Origin of the sequence: Myceligenerans salitolerans, from assembly GCF_017349295.1 — a bacterium.
In the GTDB taxonomy this organism is placed as follows: domain Bacteria; phylum Actinomycetota; class Actinomycetes; order Actinomycetales; family Cellulomonadaceae; genus Myceligenerans; species Myceligenerans salitolerans.
Window position 1 is genome coordinate 173,692 of sequence record NZ_JAFMPK010000044.1, and the last position, 14,992, is coordinate 188,683.

Here is a 14,992-nt window from a genome sequence, read left to right on the forward strand (position 1 = left end):
GCGCCCCCGCCGTTCTCCCGCACGCGGGGCGTCGGTCTTGGGCCGCGCGGCCTCCTGCGGCACACTGGCCCGCGTGACCCGTCGCCCGAGAACCACTCGCCGCCTCGCCGCGGCGGCCGCCGTCGTGCTCGCGCTCGCGCTGTCCGGGTGCGTCCGCATGGGCCTGGAGCTGGAGCTCGCCCCCGACGACGTCGCCCGGCCCAGCCTCGTTCTCGCGGTCGAGGACCGGGTGCTGGACGGCACGGGACGGTCCGCCGAGGACTTCCTCGACACCATGGTCGGGGGCAACGACCCCGCCGACACCGCCGTCCGGGTCGAGGACTGGGCCGCGGACGGCTACACCGGAGAACGCTACGTCTACGGCGAGGTGAACACCCGCCGGATCAACGCGGCCACGGACCTCCCGTTGAACGTCGTGCGTGAGGGCGACGAATACGTGGTGACGGGGACGCTCGACCTCACCGCCGAGGGCCTGGGCATGGACGGGCGCGCCTCGCTCGACGACGTCGAGCTCGTGGTGGACATCTCGTTCCCCGGGCCCGTCACCGAGTCGAACGGCGTGATCAGCGGCGACTCCGTGCACTGGGAGCCGCCGCTCGGCGAGCCCTACGAGATCCACGCCCGCGGCGCCGCCGTCGACCCGGCGGTGTCGTCCCCGGCGCCGGAGACGAGCACCACGGCCCCGGCCGGCACGACCACGCCGGCCGTCCCCGACTGGCTGGTCGCCGTGCTCGGGGCCGGAGGCCTCGTCATCCTGCTGCTCCTCGCGATCGTCGTGTGGCAGGCGCTCCGCGTCCGGAAAGGGAACGACACCGATCCCCCGGGCGCGGCGGTGGCGCCCTCGCAGGGCCCCTACCCGCCGCACGGCTACGTCCCACCGGGTCAGCCGCAGCATCACGGCGCCCCGGTGGACCCGCACCGGCCCCCCAGCATTCCGCCGCGCGGCTGACGACGCGCGGCTGACGACGCGGTCCTCCTCGCGGCTGCCGGCCGCGCCTACAATCGCCGCAACCTCTCGTCCCCGCCGCACCGGAGCCGCCCGATGACCACCTGGTCCCCCGACGTCCTCGGTGACGAGTTCGCGTCGCGGCCGCTGACCGTACCTGGTGACGCCCGCCCCGTGACGCTCGTCCGGCACGTGGCGTCCGCCCGAGCGGCCACGCCCCGGCCCGCGGTGCTGTACGTGCACGGGTTCGTCGACTACTTCTTCCAGGCACACGTGGCCGAGCACCTGGCCGCCGCCGGCTACCCCTTCTACGCCGTGGACCTGCGCGGGTACGGGCGGTCGTTGCGTGCGGGCGACGACCCGACCGACGTTCCCCCGGTCCACGAGCACGCCGCGGACCTGGACACCGCCACGCGGGCCGTCCACGCGGAGGGACACGACCGGATCGTGATCCTGGGCCACTCCACCGGCGGCCTCATCGCCTCGGTGTGGGCGTCCGCGCGGCCCGGCGCCGTCGTCGGCCTCGCGCTCAACTCCCCCTGGGTCGACCTGAACCGCGGGTGGTTCGACCGCGTCGTCACCACCCAGCTGCTGCGCGGGATCGGTGCGGCCGCGCCGCGGGCACGGGTCAGTTCGCTGGGCGGCGACTACGCGGCCGCCATGCATCGGGACCACGGTGGCGAATGGGCCTTCGACCTGCGATGGAAGCCGGCCGCGGCATTCCCGGTCCGGGCGGGGTGGCTCAACTCCGTCCGCCGGGCCCACGCACGACTCGCCCGGGGGCTGTCCCTGGACGTCCCCGTGCTCGTCACGACGTCGGGCAGGACGACGGCGGGCCGTACACCCGAGGAGAACACCACCACGGACTCCGTGCTCGACGTGCGGCACATGTGGCGCCGCGCGGCGAGGCTCGGCGACGACGTCCAGATCGAGATCATTCCCGGCGGCGCCCACGACCTCGCCCTGTCCCCGACGCCGGCGCGCGAGCAGTACCTCAAGACGGTCACCGACTGGCTCGACACCCGGTTCTGAGGACCGTCCCCGCCGACGGTCAGCGGAGGTCGCGGAGGTAGGCCGCGGTGCCGCCCGACGCCGCCGTCCGGCGTTCGTCGAGCGTGGCGATGATCAGCAGGACGATCGCAGCCGGGACCAGCGTCAGGATCCACGGGAGCGGCGAGACACCGACGCCCAGCTTCGCGAACACGACCACGACCTCCACACCCAGGGTCACGACGCCCAGCCAGAACGGCGCCGACAGGCGCAACCGTGACCCCGCCAGGACCGCCATGAGAGCGACGAACACGACGCCGCAGGCGCGGACCGTCAGCGGGTCCGTCGCCGTGGACAGCACCGACGGACCCACGAGCGCCAGCACGCCGAGGGAGAGCGTTCGCCAGGACCCGGTGAAGCCGGCCGGCCAGACGGCGATCCCCGCCGACGGCACCGCCCGGGCGGACGGCGGGGAGAACTCCCCGGCCGGCCGGCCTGACGGCCCCTCCGTCACCGCACGTTCCCGCCGTAGGCCGTCCCGCAGCGCGAGCCATCCCGCGAGGACGAGCGCCACGCCCAGCGGCACCGAGAACACCTCGACCCGCAGTTCACGCGGCGACCATGCCGCGATACCGAGGAGCGCGGCGCACACCCAGACCAGCCACGGCGCGGCGCCCATCGCCCTTCCCGCGACGAGTCGCCGGACGCCCAGCACCAACGCGGCGAGCAGGACCACCTCGAGCACGAGGAGCGTCACCACCGCCCCCCACGCGGGCTCCATGTGCGCCAGTGCCGATGCGGTGCCCAGCACGAGCGCGGGCACGAAACCGTGCCGCCGCAGCAGCCCGCGGAGCTGAGGCCCCGCGGCCCGTCGCGCCACCGGCACGCTCAGCACCAGTACCGCCACCGCGACCGCCGCCCAGGCCAGGCCCACCGCGAACGTGGGGTCGGCCGCAAGAGGGATGCCGGCGACGGGGTCGCCGATCCGATCGCCGGTGGACGACGCCGGCCCGGCTCCCGGCGACGAGCCCCGCACACCACGGTCGCCCGGCCACACCCCTGGCATCGGGGCCCATCGCCAGGACTCGAGCACGCCGGCGAGGCTCGCGAACGCGGCCGCTCCGGCCAGTCCGGGCCGCGCGGTGCGCGCCCACGGGCGGCGGCCCGCCAGATGGGCGACACCGAGCGCGGCGAGAGCGGCGCCGAGGAGCGCGAAGGCACGCCAGTCCCCGGCGTCCGGCCGCGTCAGGTAGACGACGAAGCTGGGCACGACGGCCAGGGCGAGGCCCGCCCCGGCGAGCGCCCAGGCGTTGCGCACCGCCGGCGCCATGGGCGAGACCGACGCCGTGCCGTCCCTCCGGAGCCGCCAGGCGGCGAGGACCCCGGTGACACCGGCGCCGACGGCGGGCGCGAAGGTGTACGCCTCGACGAGCCGGACGCCGTTCGACGCGAGCGCGGTCCACAGGGCCGCGAGGAGCAGCGCCCCGGCGAGCAGCCGGACCCGTTCCCGGCCCGGCTCCCGTGCGACGAGCGCCGCGCCCGCCGCCAGGATGAGCAGGACGGCCACCGCGATGTCGGGCCCCGCCGCCGGGCGCAGGTAGGCGAGAAGGATCACGATCGAGCCGGTGAGCAGCGCCGAGCGTTCCAGCATCCCGCGGACCGTCCCGGCGAGCCGGGAGCCACCGGGGCCGTGCGCCTCGGGCACCCGCAGGCCGATCCGCTCGGCGATCCGGGCGGCGCCGGCGGCGACCGCCGCGACGAACGTGGCGGCGGTCGGAAGCACGTAGGGGGATCCCGAGACCTCGAAGAGCATCGCGCCGGTGCTGGTGATCATGACGGACGCCGTGGGGAGCAGCAGGAACGCCGCACCCGCGCGCACCAGCGCCGGCAGGCCCACCCGGGTGGTGAGCAGCAGCACGAGTTCGAGGGCGAGCATCGTGGCCGCGGCGCCGGCCGACCACCACGTGCGCTCGAACACCACGGTGATGACACCCACCACGAACGGCACCGCGGTCACGCCCAGCACCGCGTACCACTCGTGCCGGGAGGTGCGGCTGCCGAGCGTCACCACGATCGTGACGAGCGAGGCGGCCGCGGACACGGCGCAGACCGCGGCGACGAGCGGCAGGTCGAGCCAGGCGAGCACCACTCCCAGGACGACGAGCGGATACAGGTATCCGGCTCCCACGAGCCAGGGGTGGGCGGGCCGCGGCAGGGCGGCCCGCAGTGCCAGCACCAGCCCGGAGACGGCGAGGGCCCCGACGGCTGCCGTCGGGCGTGAGATCCACGAGAACGCCCCCACCAGGACGATGACGACGACGGCACCGGTGAGCGCGACGCGGCTGCCGAGACGCAGCTCGGCGGCGGTCACCGGACGTCCACCGATCACGCTCAGGTACTCCGCCGGCCGCGCCGACGCCCGGCCCGCGGCCCGGACCGCGTCCACGGCCGGGAGCAGTCCGGACCACGTGGACGACCGGCGGGCTACCGCCGCGACGAGCACCGCGCCGAGCACGGCGAGGAGTGCCGGCGTCGCCACGGCGGGGAGCGAGGGATGCAGCACGAGTCCGACCGTCGCGAGCAGCGTGAGGACCGGTGCCGATGACCGTTCGGGGGGCGCGACGCCGTCACCCGGTGCGAGCCGCGCCGCGACGAGCGTGGTCAGGGCCACGGCCGCCATGCCAAGACCTGCCCAGGCGGGAAGGGTCGCATACGCTCCCGCGGTAGGCCCGGCGTCGAACACGGGCCCGCCGAGGACGGTCACCGGCGGATGCCAGGAGGACCGGCTGGCCGACACCACGGCTCCCCACACGTCCAGCACGCGGCCCAGGACGAAGATCGCCGCCGGCACGGCCGTGGCCGCCACGGCTGCCCAGCCGCTGCGGAGCAGGTCGCCGCGGCTGCGCGAGGCGAGCACCGGTCCGGCCGAGCCGGGCCGGATGCTCCGCAGCACGCGGGGCGCGGTGAGCACCGCCAGCATGATCCACGCACCGGCCGCGCCGACGGGCACCCAACCGACGGCCGCGTTTCCCGGTACCCAGCCCAGGAGCGCGCCGGAGGCGACCGCGAGAACACCACCGGTGAACAGCCACGCCCGGTGATGCGTGCGGTGGCGGAGCACGGCGACGGCCAGAGCGGCCAGAGCGACGAGTACCGCCGTACCGCCCTGGCCGGGCAGCAGGTTCGGCTGCGGCACGTCGAACGACGTGACCACGGCGCCTGCCACGGCGAACGCGGCGGCGACATCGAGCACGGACCTCTCGCGCGCGAACCGTGCGCCGAGACGGGGCCCGGAGACGACGTCGGCGACGCGGGGCAGCACCGTCATGACCGCCGCCACGAGACAGGCGAGGGGAACCGGCCAGCTGCTCCCGAGGTGTGTGGACACGGCCCATCCGACCCACAGGGGCAGAAGCGGCGCGGCGAGTACCGTGGCGGACAGCCAGGCCCGGACGCGCAGCCCGTGGCCGGCGACGGCGGCGAACAGGAGAACGGCGGCCCAGAGCAGCGCCGAGCGCGCCGGTACGTTCCCCGCGAACGCCTCGGCGGACGACGGCCCGGAGACCTCCGTCAGGGGCAGCACCGTCGCGGCCACGAGCGCGGCGGGAACCGCGGCGCCCCGGACCAGGCGCAGGAGAAGCAGCTCCGCCCGGAACGTGGTGGCGGCATCGCCCGCGCCCAGACGTGCCGCGACCGGGCCGACGGCACGGCCTCCCGCCCAGGCCAGGAGCGCCATCAGAAGGAACACACCGATCCAGCGCCAGGAGAGACCCGGCACATCGCCCAGGAACGCCAGCTCACCGAGGATCGGCGCGGGCAGGACCGCGACCAGACCGGTCGAGACCCACGGGCGCACCCGGAGCAGCACCCCTGCGACCAGTGCGACGGCCGTCACCGAGCACCAGAGCACCGTCGTCGCGCCCACGGTCGAGAGCATCGGGAGTTCGGCGGCGAAGCACGAGACCACGAGGGCCACGGGGAAGCCCGCGCCTCTGACCACCAGGAGCACGTCCGGCTCCCACGTGAACAGGTTCTGCGGCCGGTCACCGAGGCGCCGCGAGACCGCAGGCAACGAGCGGACCGCCGCGAGCGCGACGAACGCCGCCATCACACCGGCGCTCGCCCACCACCAGGCCGACCACGCGCCCGGCGGCATGCCTCCCGCGGCGAGGAACGGTAGTGCCGGGGCCGCCAGCAGGGCCGTGGACACCCATGACCGGACGCGGAGCGCGTAACCACCACCGAGCCCGGCGACCACGACGGCGGACCACAGCACCGCCGTCGACCACCAGCCGTCGAGCGGCGGGGCGTCGCCCGCGAGGCACGACGCCAGGAGTGCGAGCGGAAAGCCCAGTCCGCGGAGCAGCCGCAGCGTCCGCGCCTCCAGGGTCAGCGGCCTCCCGAGCCGGTCGCCGAGGCGCCGGGCCGCCACGGGCAGCCCGCGCACGACCACGAAGGCGGTGAGGGCGACCACGACCCCCGTGCACGTCCACCACCACGCGGTCCAGTCGGACACGGGAATCGCGGCCGTGACCAGCGGCGGCAGCAGGGGCGTTCCGAGCACGCCGACGGTCACCCAGGAGCGGACCCGTAGCACGAGCCCGCCCACCAGGGCCACCACGAGAACGGCGGACCACAGGACCGCCGTCGCGCCCCATCCGGACGCGAGGGAGGTCTCGGCGGGCCCGGCCGACGCGGTGACGGAGGTCAGGAAGGCAGCCGGCAGGCCGGCCGCTCGCACGGCACGCAGCGCCCGTGACTCGGCGGTGAACGAGACGCCGTCGCCGAGACGTGGGGCGAGCAGCTCGAGGGTTCGCATCGCCGTCCACGCCACGAGCGCGACGAGCGCCCATGCCGCGACCCACCACCAGGACGACCACACCGGGTCCGGCAGGCCGGCGGCGGCCGACGGCGGCACGGCCAACGCTGCGGCCAGGCCCGCCGACATCCAGGTCCGCACGCGCAGGCGGTGGCCGACGGCGACGAGGACGGGGGCCAGGACCGCCAGGACGACCGCACGTGCCAGCGCCGGGTGAAGCCCTCCGAGGAGTCCGGCCTGCATCGCCAGCTCGGCGTCGACCCAGCACAGGACCGCGGCGAGGGCGGCGACCGCCTCGCTCGTCGTCCGGAGCCCGCCGCGACGCAGGAGGCCCGCGACCGTGGCGGCGGCCACGGTCACGATGCCCGTGACCACGGCGCGCAGCGCCAGGTCGTCCCCGAAGGTGAAGAAGACGAACACGACGGCGGCGACGGCGAGCAGGGTCGCCCCCGCGCCCGCGAGGATCGGCTGCAGGGAGATGTCGCGGCGCCGGACGGGTCGAGAGCGCTCCGGTCCGGTGGAGGTCGGGGAGTCCGCGACCCGGCGCGCGGCGGACGGCGGCGCCGGGACGGGCGCGGCGTCTCGGAGCCCGCGCGTTGCCGTCGCGGCGACGGGCGGGACGGCGGGAACGCGGGGGTCGGCGGCAGGGAAGCGAGGGCCGGGTGGGCCATGCTCGATGCGTGCCGCCGCCTGGGCGCGACGCATCTCGGCAAGCACCTGGGCGCGACGCCGCAGGGCGTCCGCGGCCTCGAACGACAGCCGCCGCACGTCGTGTGCGCGCTCGACGCTCAGGTCGAGGCCGCATGTGCGGCACACGGGCCGGTCGAGGCCCGTGCCGCAGTCGGGACACCGCCGGGTGTCCCCGAGCCACCGTGCGATGTCGTGCCACGGACCCCAGGTCTCGGTCATGCGGCCAGCGTGGCGGAGCACCATTGAACATCGGGGAATTTGTCGTGCTCCGCCCGGAATCTTCCCAGGGTCTCCCCAGGAGCCGGTTCGCCACGTCACAAGAATCCGCATCCGGAACCCCCGGGACCGGTGTGCGACGGCGGGCCACCGCCACGTCCGATTCCCGCTAGCGCGCCCTCCCGAGGACGGCGCACGATGGGTCGCATGACCGACGTCGTGCCCGGCTCACCGGCCGCCCCCGACCCGCCCGGCGGGCCGCTCTTCGCCGAGCGGTACCGCGCGATCGCGGCACGTGACGCCCGGTTCGACGGGCAGTTCTTCACCGCGGTGCGCACCACCGGGATCTACTGCCGACCGTCGTGCCCGGCACGCACGCCACGGGCGACGAACGTGACGTTCTATCTGACCAGCGCCGCCGCGCACGATGCCGGCTACCGTGCCTGCAAACGCTGCCTCCCGGAGGCGACGCCCGGCACGCCGGAGTGGAACCTGCGCCAGGACCTGGCAGGACGGGCGATGCGGCTGATCGCCGACGGCGTCGTGGACCGCGAGGGCGTCGACGGTCTGGCGGTCCGCCTCGGCTACTCGGTGCGGCAGATCAACCGGCTGCTCGTCGGCGAACTGGGCGCCGGCCCGCTGGCACTGGCGCGTGCGCAACGGGCCCAGACCGCGCGCGCACTGCTGGCCGGGACGGAGCTGAAACTGGCAGACGTCGCGTTCGCGGCCGGTTTCGGCTCGATCCGTCAGTTCAACGACACGATCGTGGAGATCTTCGCCGCCACACCGTCGGAGATCCGCGCGCGCACCAAGCGGCGAGGGGACGGCGGCTCCGGCGAACCAGCGCGGCGGCGAGCGCATGCCGGGGCGCGCGCGGCCACACCGACGGCCGGGAATCGCCCGCCCGGGTCCCGGCCCCCGGTCGGGGACCGCACCGGGGGCCAGGCGGCCGAGCGCCAGCTGCTCCGCCTGAGCCTGCCCGTGAGGCTGCCGTTCGACGCACGTGGGGTCCTCGAGTTCCTCGCCGCCCGGGCTGTCGACGGCGTGGAGTCCGCGGACCTCGCCGGACCGTGCCTCCGGTATGCCCGGACCCTGACGCTTCCCCACGGACCGGGCGCCTTCGAGGTGCGCTGCCAGGAGCCGGACCGGTCGCGTGCCGCGTCCGGGCACCGCGCCGACGTTGTCGGCGTCACCGTCGAGGTGACACACCTCGCCGACGTCCCCGTCGCCGTGGCTCGCATCCGGCGGCTCCTGGACCTGGACGCCGACCCTGTCGCCGTGGACCGCGCCCTGGCCGCCGACCCCGGCCTCGCGGCGTGCGTCGCCGCCGTCCCCGGCATCCGGGTACCTGGCGCCGTGGATGCCGCGGAACTCCTGGTGCGCGCGATCGTCGGCCAGCAGATCAGCGTCGCGGCCGCGCGCACGCACCTGTCCCGCCTCGCCGTCGCCGCCGGGCCGCCGTACTCGTCGAGTATCGCCGGGCTCTCACGGCTGTTCCCCGCCCCGGAGGACGTGGCCGCCGGGGCACGCGACCATCTCCGGCTCCCCGCCCGCAGCATCGCCACCATCGAGGCGACGACACGCGACCTCACCGCCGGTGGCCTCACGGTGAGCCTCGGCGACGATCCCTCGGAGCTGCGGCGCCGCCTCGTGACACGTCCGGGGATCGGCCCGTGGACGGCCGGCTACGTCACGCTGCGCGTGCTGGGCGACCCGGACGTCCTCATGGACGGCGACGTCGCCCTGCTCGCGGGTGCGCGCACGCTGGGGCTGCTCGACGGCGAGGCACCACGACCCCGGCAGTTCCGAGAACTGGCCGAGCGCGGCGCGGCCTGGGCCCCGTGGCGCTCCTACGCCGCGATGCATCTGTGGCGCCACGCGTCACCACCTCCGCGGCGGAACACCTGACCCGTTGCCCGCACCGCCCACCGTTGCCGACGGCCCTGCCCGGCACCGAGACCGAAGGACTCCTCGTGCACACCACCACCCTCGCCACCCCTGACGGCCCCTTCACCATCGTCACGTCCGACGACGCGCTGCTCGCCTCGGGCTGGACGGAGCAAGCCGCCGACCTGCTTCCCCTGATCCACCGCGACCTGCTCCCCGGCTCCGGACGGCCGGCGCCGCGCTCCGCACCGCCAACGGAGGCCGTCTCCCCGGCCGTCACCACGCTCCCCGGTGACGCCCGTCCCCCGTCGGGCCCGAGCGTCCTGGCCGCCGCCGCCGAGGCCGTCGTGGCCTACTACGACGGCGACCACCGCGCCCCGGGACGGGTGCCGGTACGGCAGGTGAGCGGCGAGTACCGCACGCACGCCTGGGACGTGCTGCGGGACGTCGCACCCGGCGAACGCCTCACCTACACGCAGTACGCGGCACGGACCGGACGGCCGGCGGCGGTGCGCGCCGCCGCCGGCGCCTGCGCGATGAACGCGGCGGCGCTCTTCGTGCCGTGCCACCGTGTGCTGCGGACCGACGGCACCCTGGGCGGCTTTCGCTACGGCCTCGCCATCAAGGAGAGCCTCCTGGCCCGGGAGTCGTGAACGCGGGCCGGCGGGGCAGGCCGAGCGGGACGCCGCCCGCGTCCACGAACGGACGGGTCCCGCCGAGGCGTCCGGATCGTGTTCCGGGACGCCGGATCCCCGGCCACGACGAGCTGCGGCGGAGTCGCGCTGCGGCGACGTCGTGGTGACGGGGTCCGGCGCCTCGGGACAGGTCAGCCCTTGACGGCTCCCGCGAGCATGCCGCGCACGAAGTAGCGCTGCAGCGCGAGGAACACGATCACCGGCACCACCATGGAGATGAAGGCACCGGCCGACAGCACATGCCAGTCGCCACCGCGAGATCCCGCCAGCTCCGCGATGCGCACCGTGAGCGGGAAGGTCCGCAGATCACCCATGACCAGGGCGACCAGCAGGTCGTTCCACACCCACAGGAACTGGAAGATGGCGAACGCCGCGATCGCCGGCGTGAGCAGCGGCATCATCACCTGGAAGAAGATCTTCACGTGCCCGGCGCCGTCGACGCGTGCCGCCTCGACGAGCGATCTCGGGACGTCCTTCATGAAGTTGTGCAGCAGGAAGATCGCCAGCGGCAGGGCGAAGATCGAGTGCGACAGCCAGATGGTCCAGAAGGTCCCGTTGATGCCGAGGTCCACGTATGCCGACAGCAGCGGCACCAGGGTGATCTGGATCGGCACGACCTGCAGCGCGAACACCGCGATGAACAGGATGTCGCGTCCCTTGAAGTCGATCCACGCGAACCCGTAGGCGGCGAGGAGCGCGATCGTGATCGGGATGAACACGGCGGGCAGCGTGACCACGAACGAGTTCACGAAGAACTCGATCATGTTGGTCGAGCTGCCGTACAGCGCCGTCTCGTAGTTCCGCAGCGAGAAGACGCCCTCGCCCGCGAACGCGTCCCCGAAGACCGTCCACCATCCGCTCGTGCGGATATCGAGCTCCGGACGGAACGAGGTGACGAGCAGGCCCACGGTCGGCACGGTCCAGAGGACCGCGATGACGATCGCGAGAGTGCTCGCCCACGGGCTGGTGAGTGCCTTGCGCGCCTTGCGCGCGCGCGAGCCGATGCCCGAGGCCGGCGGCCGGACGGTCGGCACCTGCGGCGTTGTCGTGGTCATCGGATCTCCTCCACCTTGCGCTGCTGCCGCACGTTGTACACGACCACCGGGACGACGATGACGAACAGCAGGACCGCCAGGGCCGCTGCCATGCCGGCGTCCTGCTGCCGGAATCCCTGGTCGTAGAACTCCAGGGCCACGATCGACGTGCCGAACTGCCCGGCCGTCATCGTCCGCACGATGTCGAAGGTCTTGAGCGTGGTCATGGCGATGGTGGTGAGGACGACGACGAGCGCCGGGCGGATGCTCGGGATCGTGATGCGCCAGAACATGCCGAACCCGCTCACGCCGTCGAGCCGCGCGGCCTCCGTGATGTCGGTCGGGATCGCCTTGATCGACGCCGAGAGCAGCGTCATCGCGAAGCCGGTCTGGATCCAGACGAAGACGACCATGATGAGGAACGTGTTCAGCGGCCTGCTCAGCAGCCACTGCTGCGGCTCACCGCCGAGCCACACGAGGAACTGGTTGAGCAGACCGGTCTGCTCCACACCCTGCGGCTTGAACTCGTAGACGAACTTCCAGATGATCGACGCGCCGACCATCGAGATCGCCATCGGCAGGAAGACCAGACCCTTGGCGAGCTTCTCGAACCGGCTCCGGTCCACGACGTAGGCGTAGACGAGGCCGAGGAAGGTGGCGACGAACGGCGCCACGAGGACCCACAGGGCGGTGTTGCCCAGCACGACGAGGAACTGGGGCTCCGTGAAGGCCCGCGCGTAGTTGTCGAGACCGATGAAGTCACCGGAGTTGCGGCGCAGGAAAGACGTCCAGATCGTGAGTACCGCCGGGTACACCAGCCCCGCCAGCAGCAACAGCAGTGCGACGCCGGTGAAGCCGAAACCGACGAACCAGCGCGCCGGGTTCCGCGGCCGGTCGACGACGAAGAGAATGATCGCCATCAGTGCCACGAAGAGCCCGATCGCGATCAGCATGAGAAGGAGCTTGTGCACCGGGTCGTCGCCGGCATGCAGTAGCCAGTCCAAGGGAGTTCTCCTGACTTGAGGGGTGCGGTCCGCGTCGTCGAGGACCCTGATCTGCTGAGACGGCCCGGCGGTGACGCACGTGAGGGAGCGTCATCGCCGGGCCGGAGCTGGGAGGGGTGCGGGCGCTGCCACCGCCCGCACCACCTCGGGTGTGATCAGTCCTACGGCCAGGACTGCTCGATGTCGCTGGTGACCCGCTCGGTCGACCGGTCGCTCGCGAACCACTCGGTCATGCCCGACCAGAACGAGTCGGTGCCCACGGCGGCCGGCATCAGGTCGGACCCGTCGAAGCGGGACACCGTCGCCGGGTCCTGGAGCGTCTCGACCGTCAGCTGGTCGAAGTCGGTGGCGAGGTTCTCCGGGTCGAGCCCGAGGTTCGCGCTGACCCAGCCGCCCGCGGGCGTGGCCACGGCCTTGGCGTTGGCCCAGTCGGAGCTCGACAGGTACGTCTGGAAGGCCTCCACCTCGGGACGGTCGGTGAACGCGGCGATGAACTCACCGGCCACCAGTACCGGCTTCTCGTCGGTCGTCTCGGCCGGCAGGTAGAACGCGTAGACATCGCCCTCGGGACCCACCTCGGTGCCCTCCGGCCACTGCGTCGCGTAGAAGTTCGCGGCGCGGTGCATCCAGCAGTTGCCCTCGAGGATGGGGTAGCCCGCGTCGGTCCACGAGGCGGTGGCGATCGAGTCGACGCCGCCGAGGCCGCCGTTCACGTAGTCGGGGTTCTTGAGGATCTCGCCCGCCATGTCGAACGACTCGACGATCGCCGGGTCGTCGAACGGGATCTCGTGGTTGACCCACTGGTCGTAGACGTCCGGGCCGGCGCTGCGGAGCACCATGTCCTCGATCCAGTCCGTGGCCGGCCAGCCGGTCGCGTCACCCGACTCGATGCCCGCGCACCACGGCTTGGCGGCGCCTTCGGTCTCGCCGGCGATGGTCTCCGTGAGGGTGAGCAGGTCGTCCCAGGTCTCCGGGACCTCGTAGCCCGCGTCGGCGAACATGCTGGGGGAGTACCAGACGAACGACTTGACGTTGGAGCCGAGCGGAGCGGCGTAGAACGTGCCGTCGACCGTCCCGTACTCCTTCCACACGGGCTCCCAGAACTCGTCGACGTTGGCCTCGACCGACTCGGGTGCCGGCAGGACGGCGTCGTACTCGGTGACGAGCGTGTTGAGCAGACCCGGCTGGGGAAGGATCGCGATGTCCGGCGGGTTGCCGGCCTGGACGCGGACGGGGAGCTGTGCCTCCATCTCGCGCGACGCCTCGTACTCGACCTCGACGCCCGTGCACTCCTCGAACGGTTCGTACGACGCCTGCTGCGTCTCCGCCTCGGGCTCGACGATCGTGGTGTAGACCGAGACGGTCGTGCCCTCGAGGTCGCCGAACTCCTCGTAGGCGGAGCAGTCGATCTCGAACGCCTCGACGTCTCCGCCGTCGCCTCCGGATCCGTCCTCTGTGTCGGCACAGGCGCCGAGCACGAGCGCGGTGCTTGCGACGCCTGCTGCCAGGGCGAGGCCCCGGCGCCGGCCGCCGAACTTCTGGATCCTCATCGGTTCCTCCACTGCCATGTGGTAAACGATTCTGACGTGCAGGTACACCCTGGCCCATGACCAGGGAGACCCGAGACCAACGGAACCCCGGTTCGCGGCTGGACGCAACCATTTCAACGTTGTTGCAAGATTACGAAACCGTTGCGATCGGTTCGGGATCTCCTGAAAGCCCTTCACGTCGAGCATAGGCGCGGACCCCGGTGAGGGCTCGGTGTCTCCGGGACGCCCGGCGACGTAGGCTTGTCCTCGCGCCGTCACGTGCCGTGGCGGTGCGCCCGCCAACCACCACCAGCGGCCACAGAAGGACGGACATGATCGAGCTGAGGACCCCCCGCGAGATCGAGGAGATGCGACCCGCCGGGCGTTTCGTGGCCGAGGTGCTCACCACGGTCAAGGCCGCTGCGAAGCCGGGCGTGAACCTGCTCGAGCTCGACGAGATCGCCCACAAGATGATTCGCGACCGTGGAGCGGAGTCCTGCTACATCGACTACCACCCGTCGTTCGGAGCGATGCCGTTCGGCAAGGTGATCTGCACGTCCGTGAACGACGCCGTGCTGCACGGCCTGCCGCACGACTACGCACTGCGCGACGGCGATCTGCTGTCGATCGACTTCGCCGTGGCCGTCGACGGCTGGGTGTCGGACTCGGCGCTCTCGTTCGTGGTGGGCAACCCGGCTCCCGGCCGCGCCGAGGCGGACGCGAAGCTCATCCGCACCACCGAGGTCGCCCTGGAGGCCGGTATCGCCGCCGCCACGGTCGGCAACAAGGTCGGCGACATCTCCGCGGCCATCGCCAAGGTGGGGCACGACGCCGGGTACTCGATCAACACCGACTTCGGCGGGCACGGCGTGGGTCGCACGATGCACGGGGACCCGCACGTGCCGAACGACGGACGCGCCGGGCGCGGCTTCCCGTTGAAGCCGGGGCTCGTCATCGCGGTGGAACCGTGGTTCCTGGAGACCACCGACGAGATCTACACGGACCCGGACGGCTGGACCCTCCGCTCCAAGGACGGCTCCCGCGGAGCCCACAGCGAGCACACGATCGCGATCACGAACAACGGCCCGGTCGTGCTCACCGCGCGGTGACGAAGGGTGCAGCGGAGGGTGCGTGCCGAGGGACGAGGTACGCGCCCGAAGCGGAACCCGAGGAGCCGCGTAC

The 14,992-nt window shown here is 73.2% G+C and carries 9 protein-coding genes; 5 read left to right on the top strand and 4 right to left on the bottom strand.

Features of this window, described 5'->3' with window-relative positions; all coding sequences use genetic code 11:
- The first annotated feature begins 73 nt into the window (after positions 1 to 73).
- Both J0911_RS11855 and J0911_RS11860 read left to right on the top strand, forming a co-directional pair.
- Positions 74 to 949 carry an LppM family (lipo)protein gene (locus J0911_RS11855; RefSeq protein ID WP_207275646.1) on the top strand — a complete coding sequence of 292 codons (876 nt, stop codon included), beginning with the start codon at positions 74 to 76 and terminating at the stop codon, positions 947 to 949.
- A 93-nt stretch (positions 950 to 1,042) separates the two neighbouring features.
- Complete coding sequence (locus J0911_RS11860) at positions 1,043 to 1,978, top strand: alpha/beta hydrolase (RefSeq protein WP_207275647.1); 936 nt, start codon at positions 1,043 to 1,045, stop codon at positions 1,976 to 1,978.
- Positions 1,979 to 1,997: 19 nt separating this feature from the next.
- Here the strand turns inward: J0911_RS11860 and J0911_RS11865 are convergent, their stop codons facing one another.
- Complete coding sequence (locus tag J0911_RS11865) at positions 1,998 to 7,664, bottom strand: SCO7613 C-terminal domain-containing membrane protein (protein ID WP_207275648.1); 5,667 nt, start codon at positions 7,662 to 7,664, stop codon at positions 1,998 to 2,000.
- A 204-nt stretch (positions 7,665 to 7,868) separates the two neighbouring features.
- Here J0911_RS11865 and J0911_RS11870 point away from each other — a divergent pair, with 204 nt between their 5' ends.
- Together J0911_RS11870 and J0911_RS11875 are read left to right on the top strand one after the other, a co-directional pair.
- Entirely contained in the window at positions 7,869 to 9,569 is a 1,701-nt protein-coding gene (locus tag J0911_RS11870) for an AlkA N-terminal domain-containing protein (protein ID WP_207275649.1), read from the top strand.
- Positions 9,570 to 9,634: 65 nt separating this feature from the next.
- The gene (locus tag J0911_RS11875) at positions 9,635 to 10,201 is read left to right on the top strand and encodes a methylated-DNA--[protein]-cysteine S-methyltransferase (protein ID WP_207275650.1); all 567 of its coding nucleotides are present in this window, start codon (positions 9,635 to 9,637) and stop codon (positions 10,199 to 10,201) included.
- Positions 10,202 to 10,374: 173 nt separating this feature from the next.
- Here the strand turns inward: J0911_RS11875 and J0911_RS11880 are convergent, their stop codons facing one another.
- The 3 genes from J0911_RS11880 to J0911_RS11890 all read right to left on the bottom strand — a co-directional run bounded on the left by J0911_RS11880 (position 10,375) and on the right by J0911_RS11890 (position 13,831).
- Positions 10,375 to 11,298 (bottom strand): carbohydrate ABC transporter permease, encoded by a 924-nt coding sequence (locus J0911_RS11880; protein ID WP_207275651.1) that lies wholly within the window; start codon positions 11,296 to 11,298, stop codon positions 10,375 to 10,377.
- Positions 11,295 to 12,281, bottom strand: coding sequence for a carbohydrate ABC transporter permease (locus tag J0911_RS11885; protein ID WP_242636620.1), 987 nt, complete (start codon positions 12,279 to 12,281; stop codon positions 11,295 to 11,297). Before J0911_RS11885 ends, J0911_RS11880 begins: the two co-directional genes overlap by 4 nt.
- A gap of 161 nt (positions 12,282 to 12,442) precedes the next feature.
- Complete coding sequence (locus J0911_RS11890; RefSeq protein ID WP_207275652.1) at positions 12,443 to 13,831, bottom strand: ABC transporter substrate-binding protein; 1,389 nt, start codon at positions 13,829 to 13,831, stop codon at positions 12,443 to 12,445.
- Between the two features lie 311 nt (positions 13,832 to 14,142).
- Between J0911_RS11890 and map the strand changes: the two genes are divergently transcribed.
- Positions 14,143 to 14,919, top strand: coding sequence for a type I methionyl aminopeptidase (gene map / locus J0911_RS11895; RefSeq protein ID WP_207275653.1), 777 nt, complete (start codon positions 14,143 to 14,145; stop codon positions 14,917 to 14,919).
- Positions 14,920 to 14,992 lie beyond the last annotated feature (73 nt).

What these genes read in the sequence shown, in the direction of transcription:
- J0911_RS11860 (WP_207275647.1), top strand. Translation starts at nt 1,043, where the DNA reads ATGACCACCTGGTCCCCCGACGTCCTCGGTGACGAGTTCGCGTCGCGG.
- J0911_RS11865 (WP_207275648.1), bottom strand. Translation starts at nt 7,664, where the DNA reads ATGACCGAGACCTGGGGTCCGTGGCACGACATCGCACGGTGGCTCGGG.
- J0911_RS11870 (WP_207275649.1), top strand. Translation starts at nt 7,869, where the DNA reads ATGACCGACGTCGTGCCCGGCTCACCGGCCGCCCCCGACCCGCCCGGC.
- J0911_RS11880 (WP_207275651.1), bottom strand. Translation starts at nt 11,298, where the DNA reads ATGACCACGACAACGCCGCAGGTGCCGACCGTCCGGCCGCCGGCCTCG.
- J0911_RS11890 (WP_207275652.1), bottom strand. Translation starts at nt 13,831, where the DNA reads ATGAGGATCCAGAAGTTCGGCGGCCGGCGCCGGGGCCTCGCCCTGGCA.
- map (WP_207275653.1), top strand. Translation starts at nt 14,143, where the DNA reads ATGATCGAGCTGAGGACCCCCCGCGAGATCGAGGAGATGCGACCCGCC.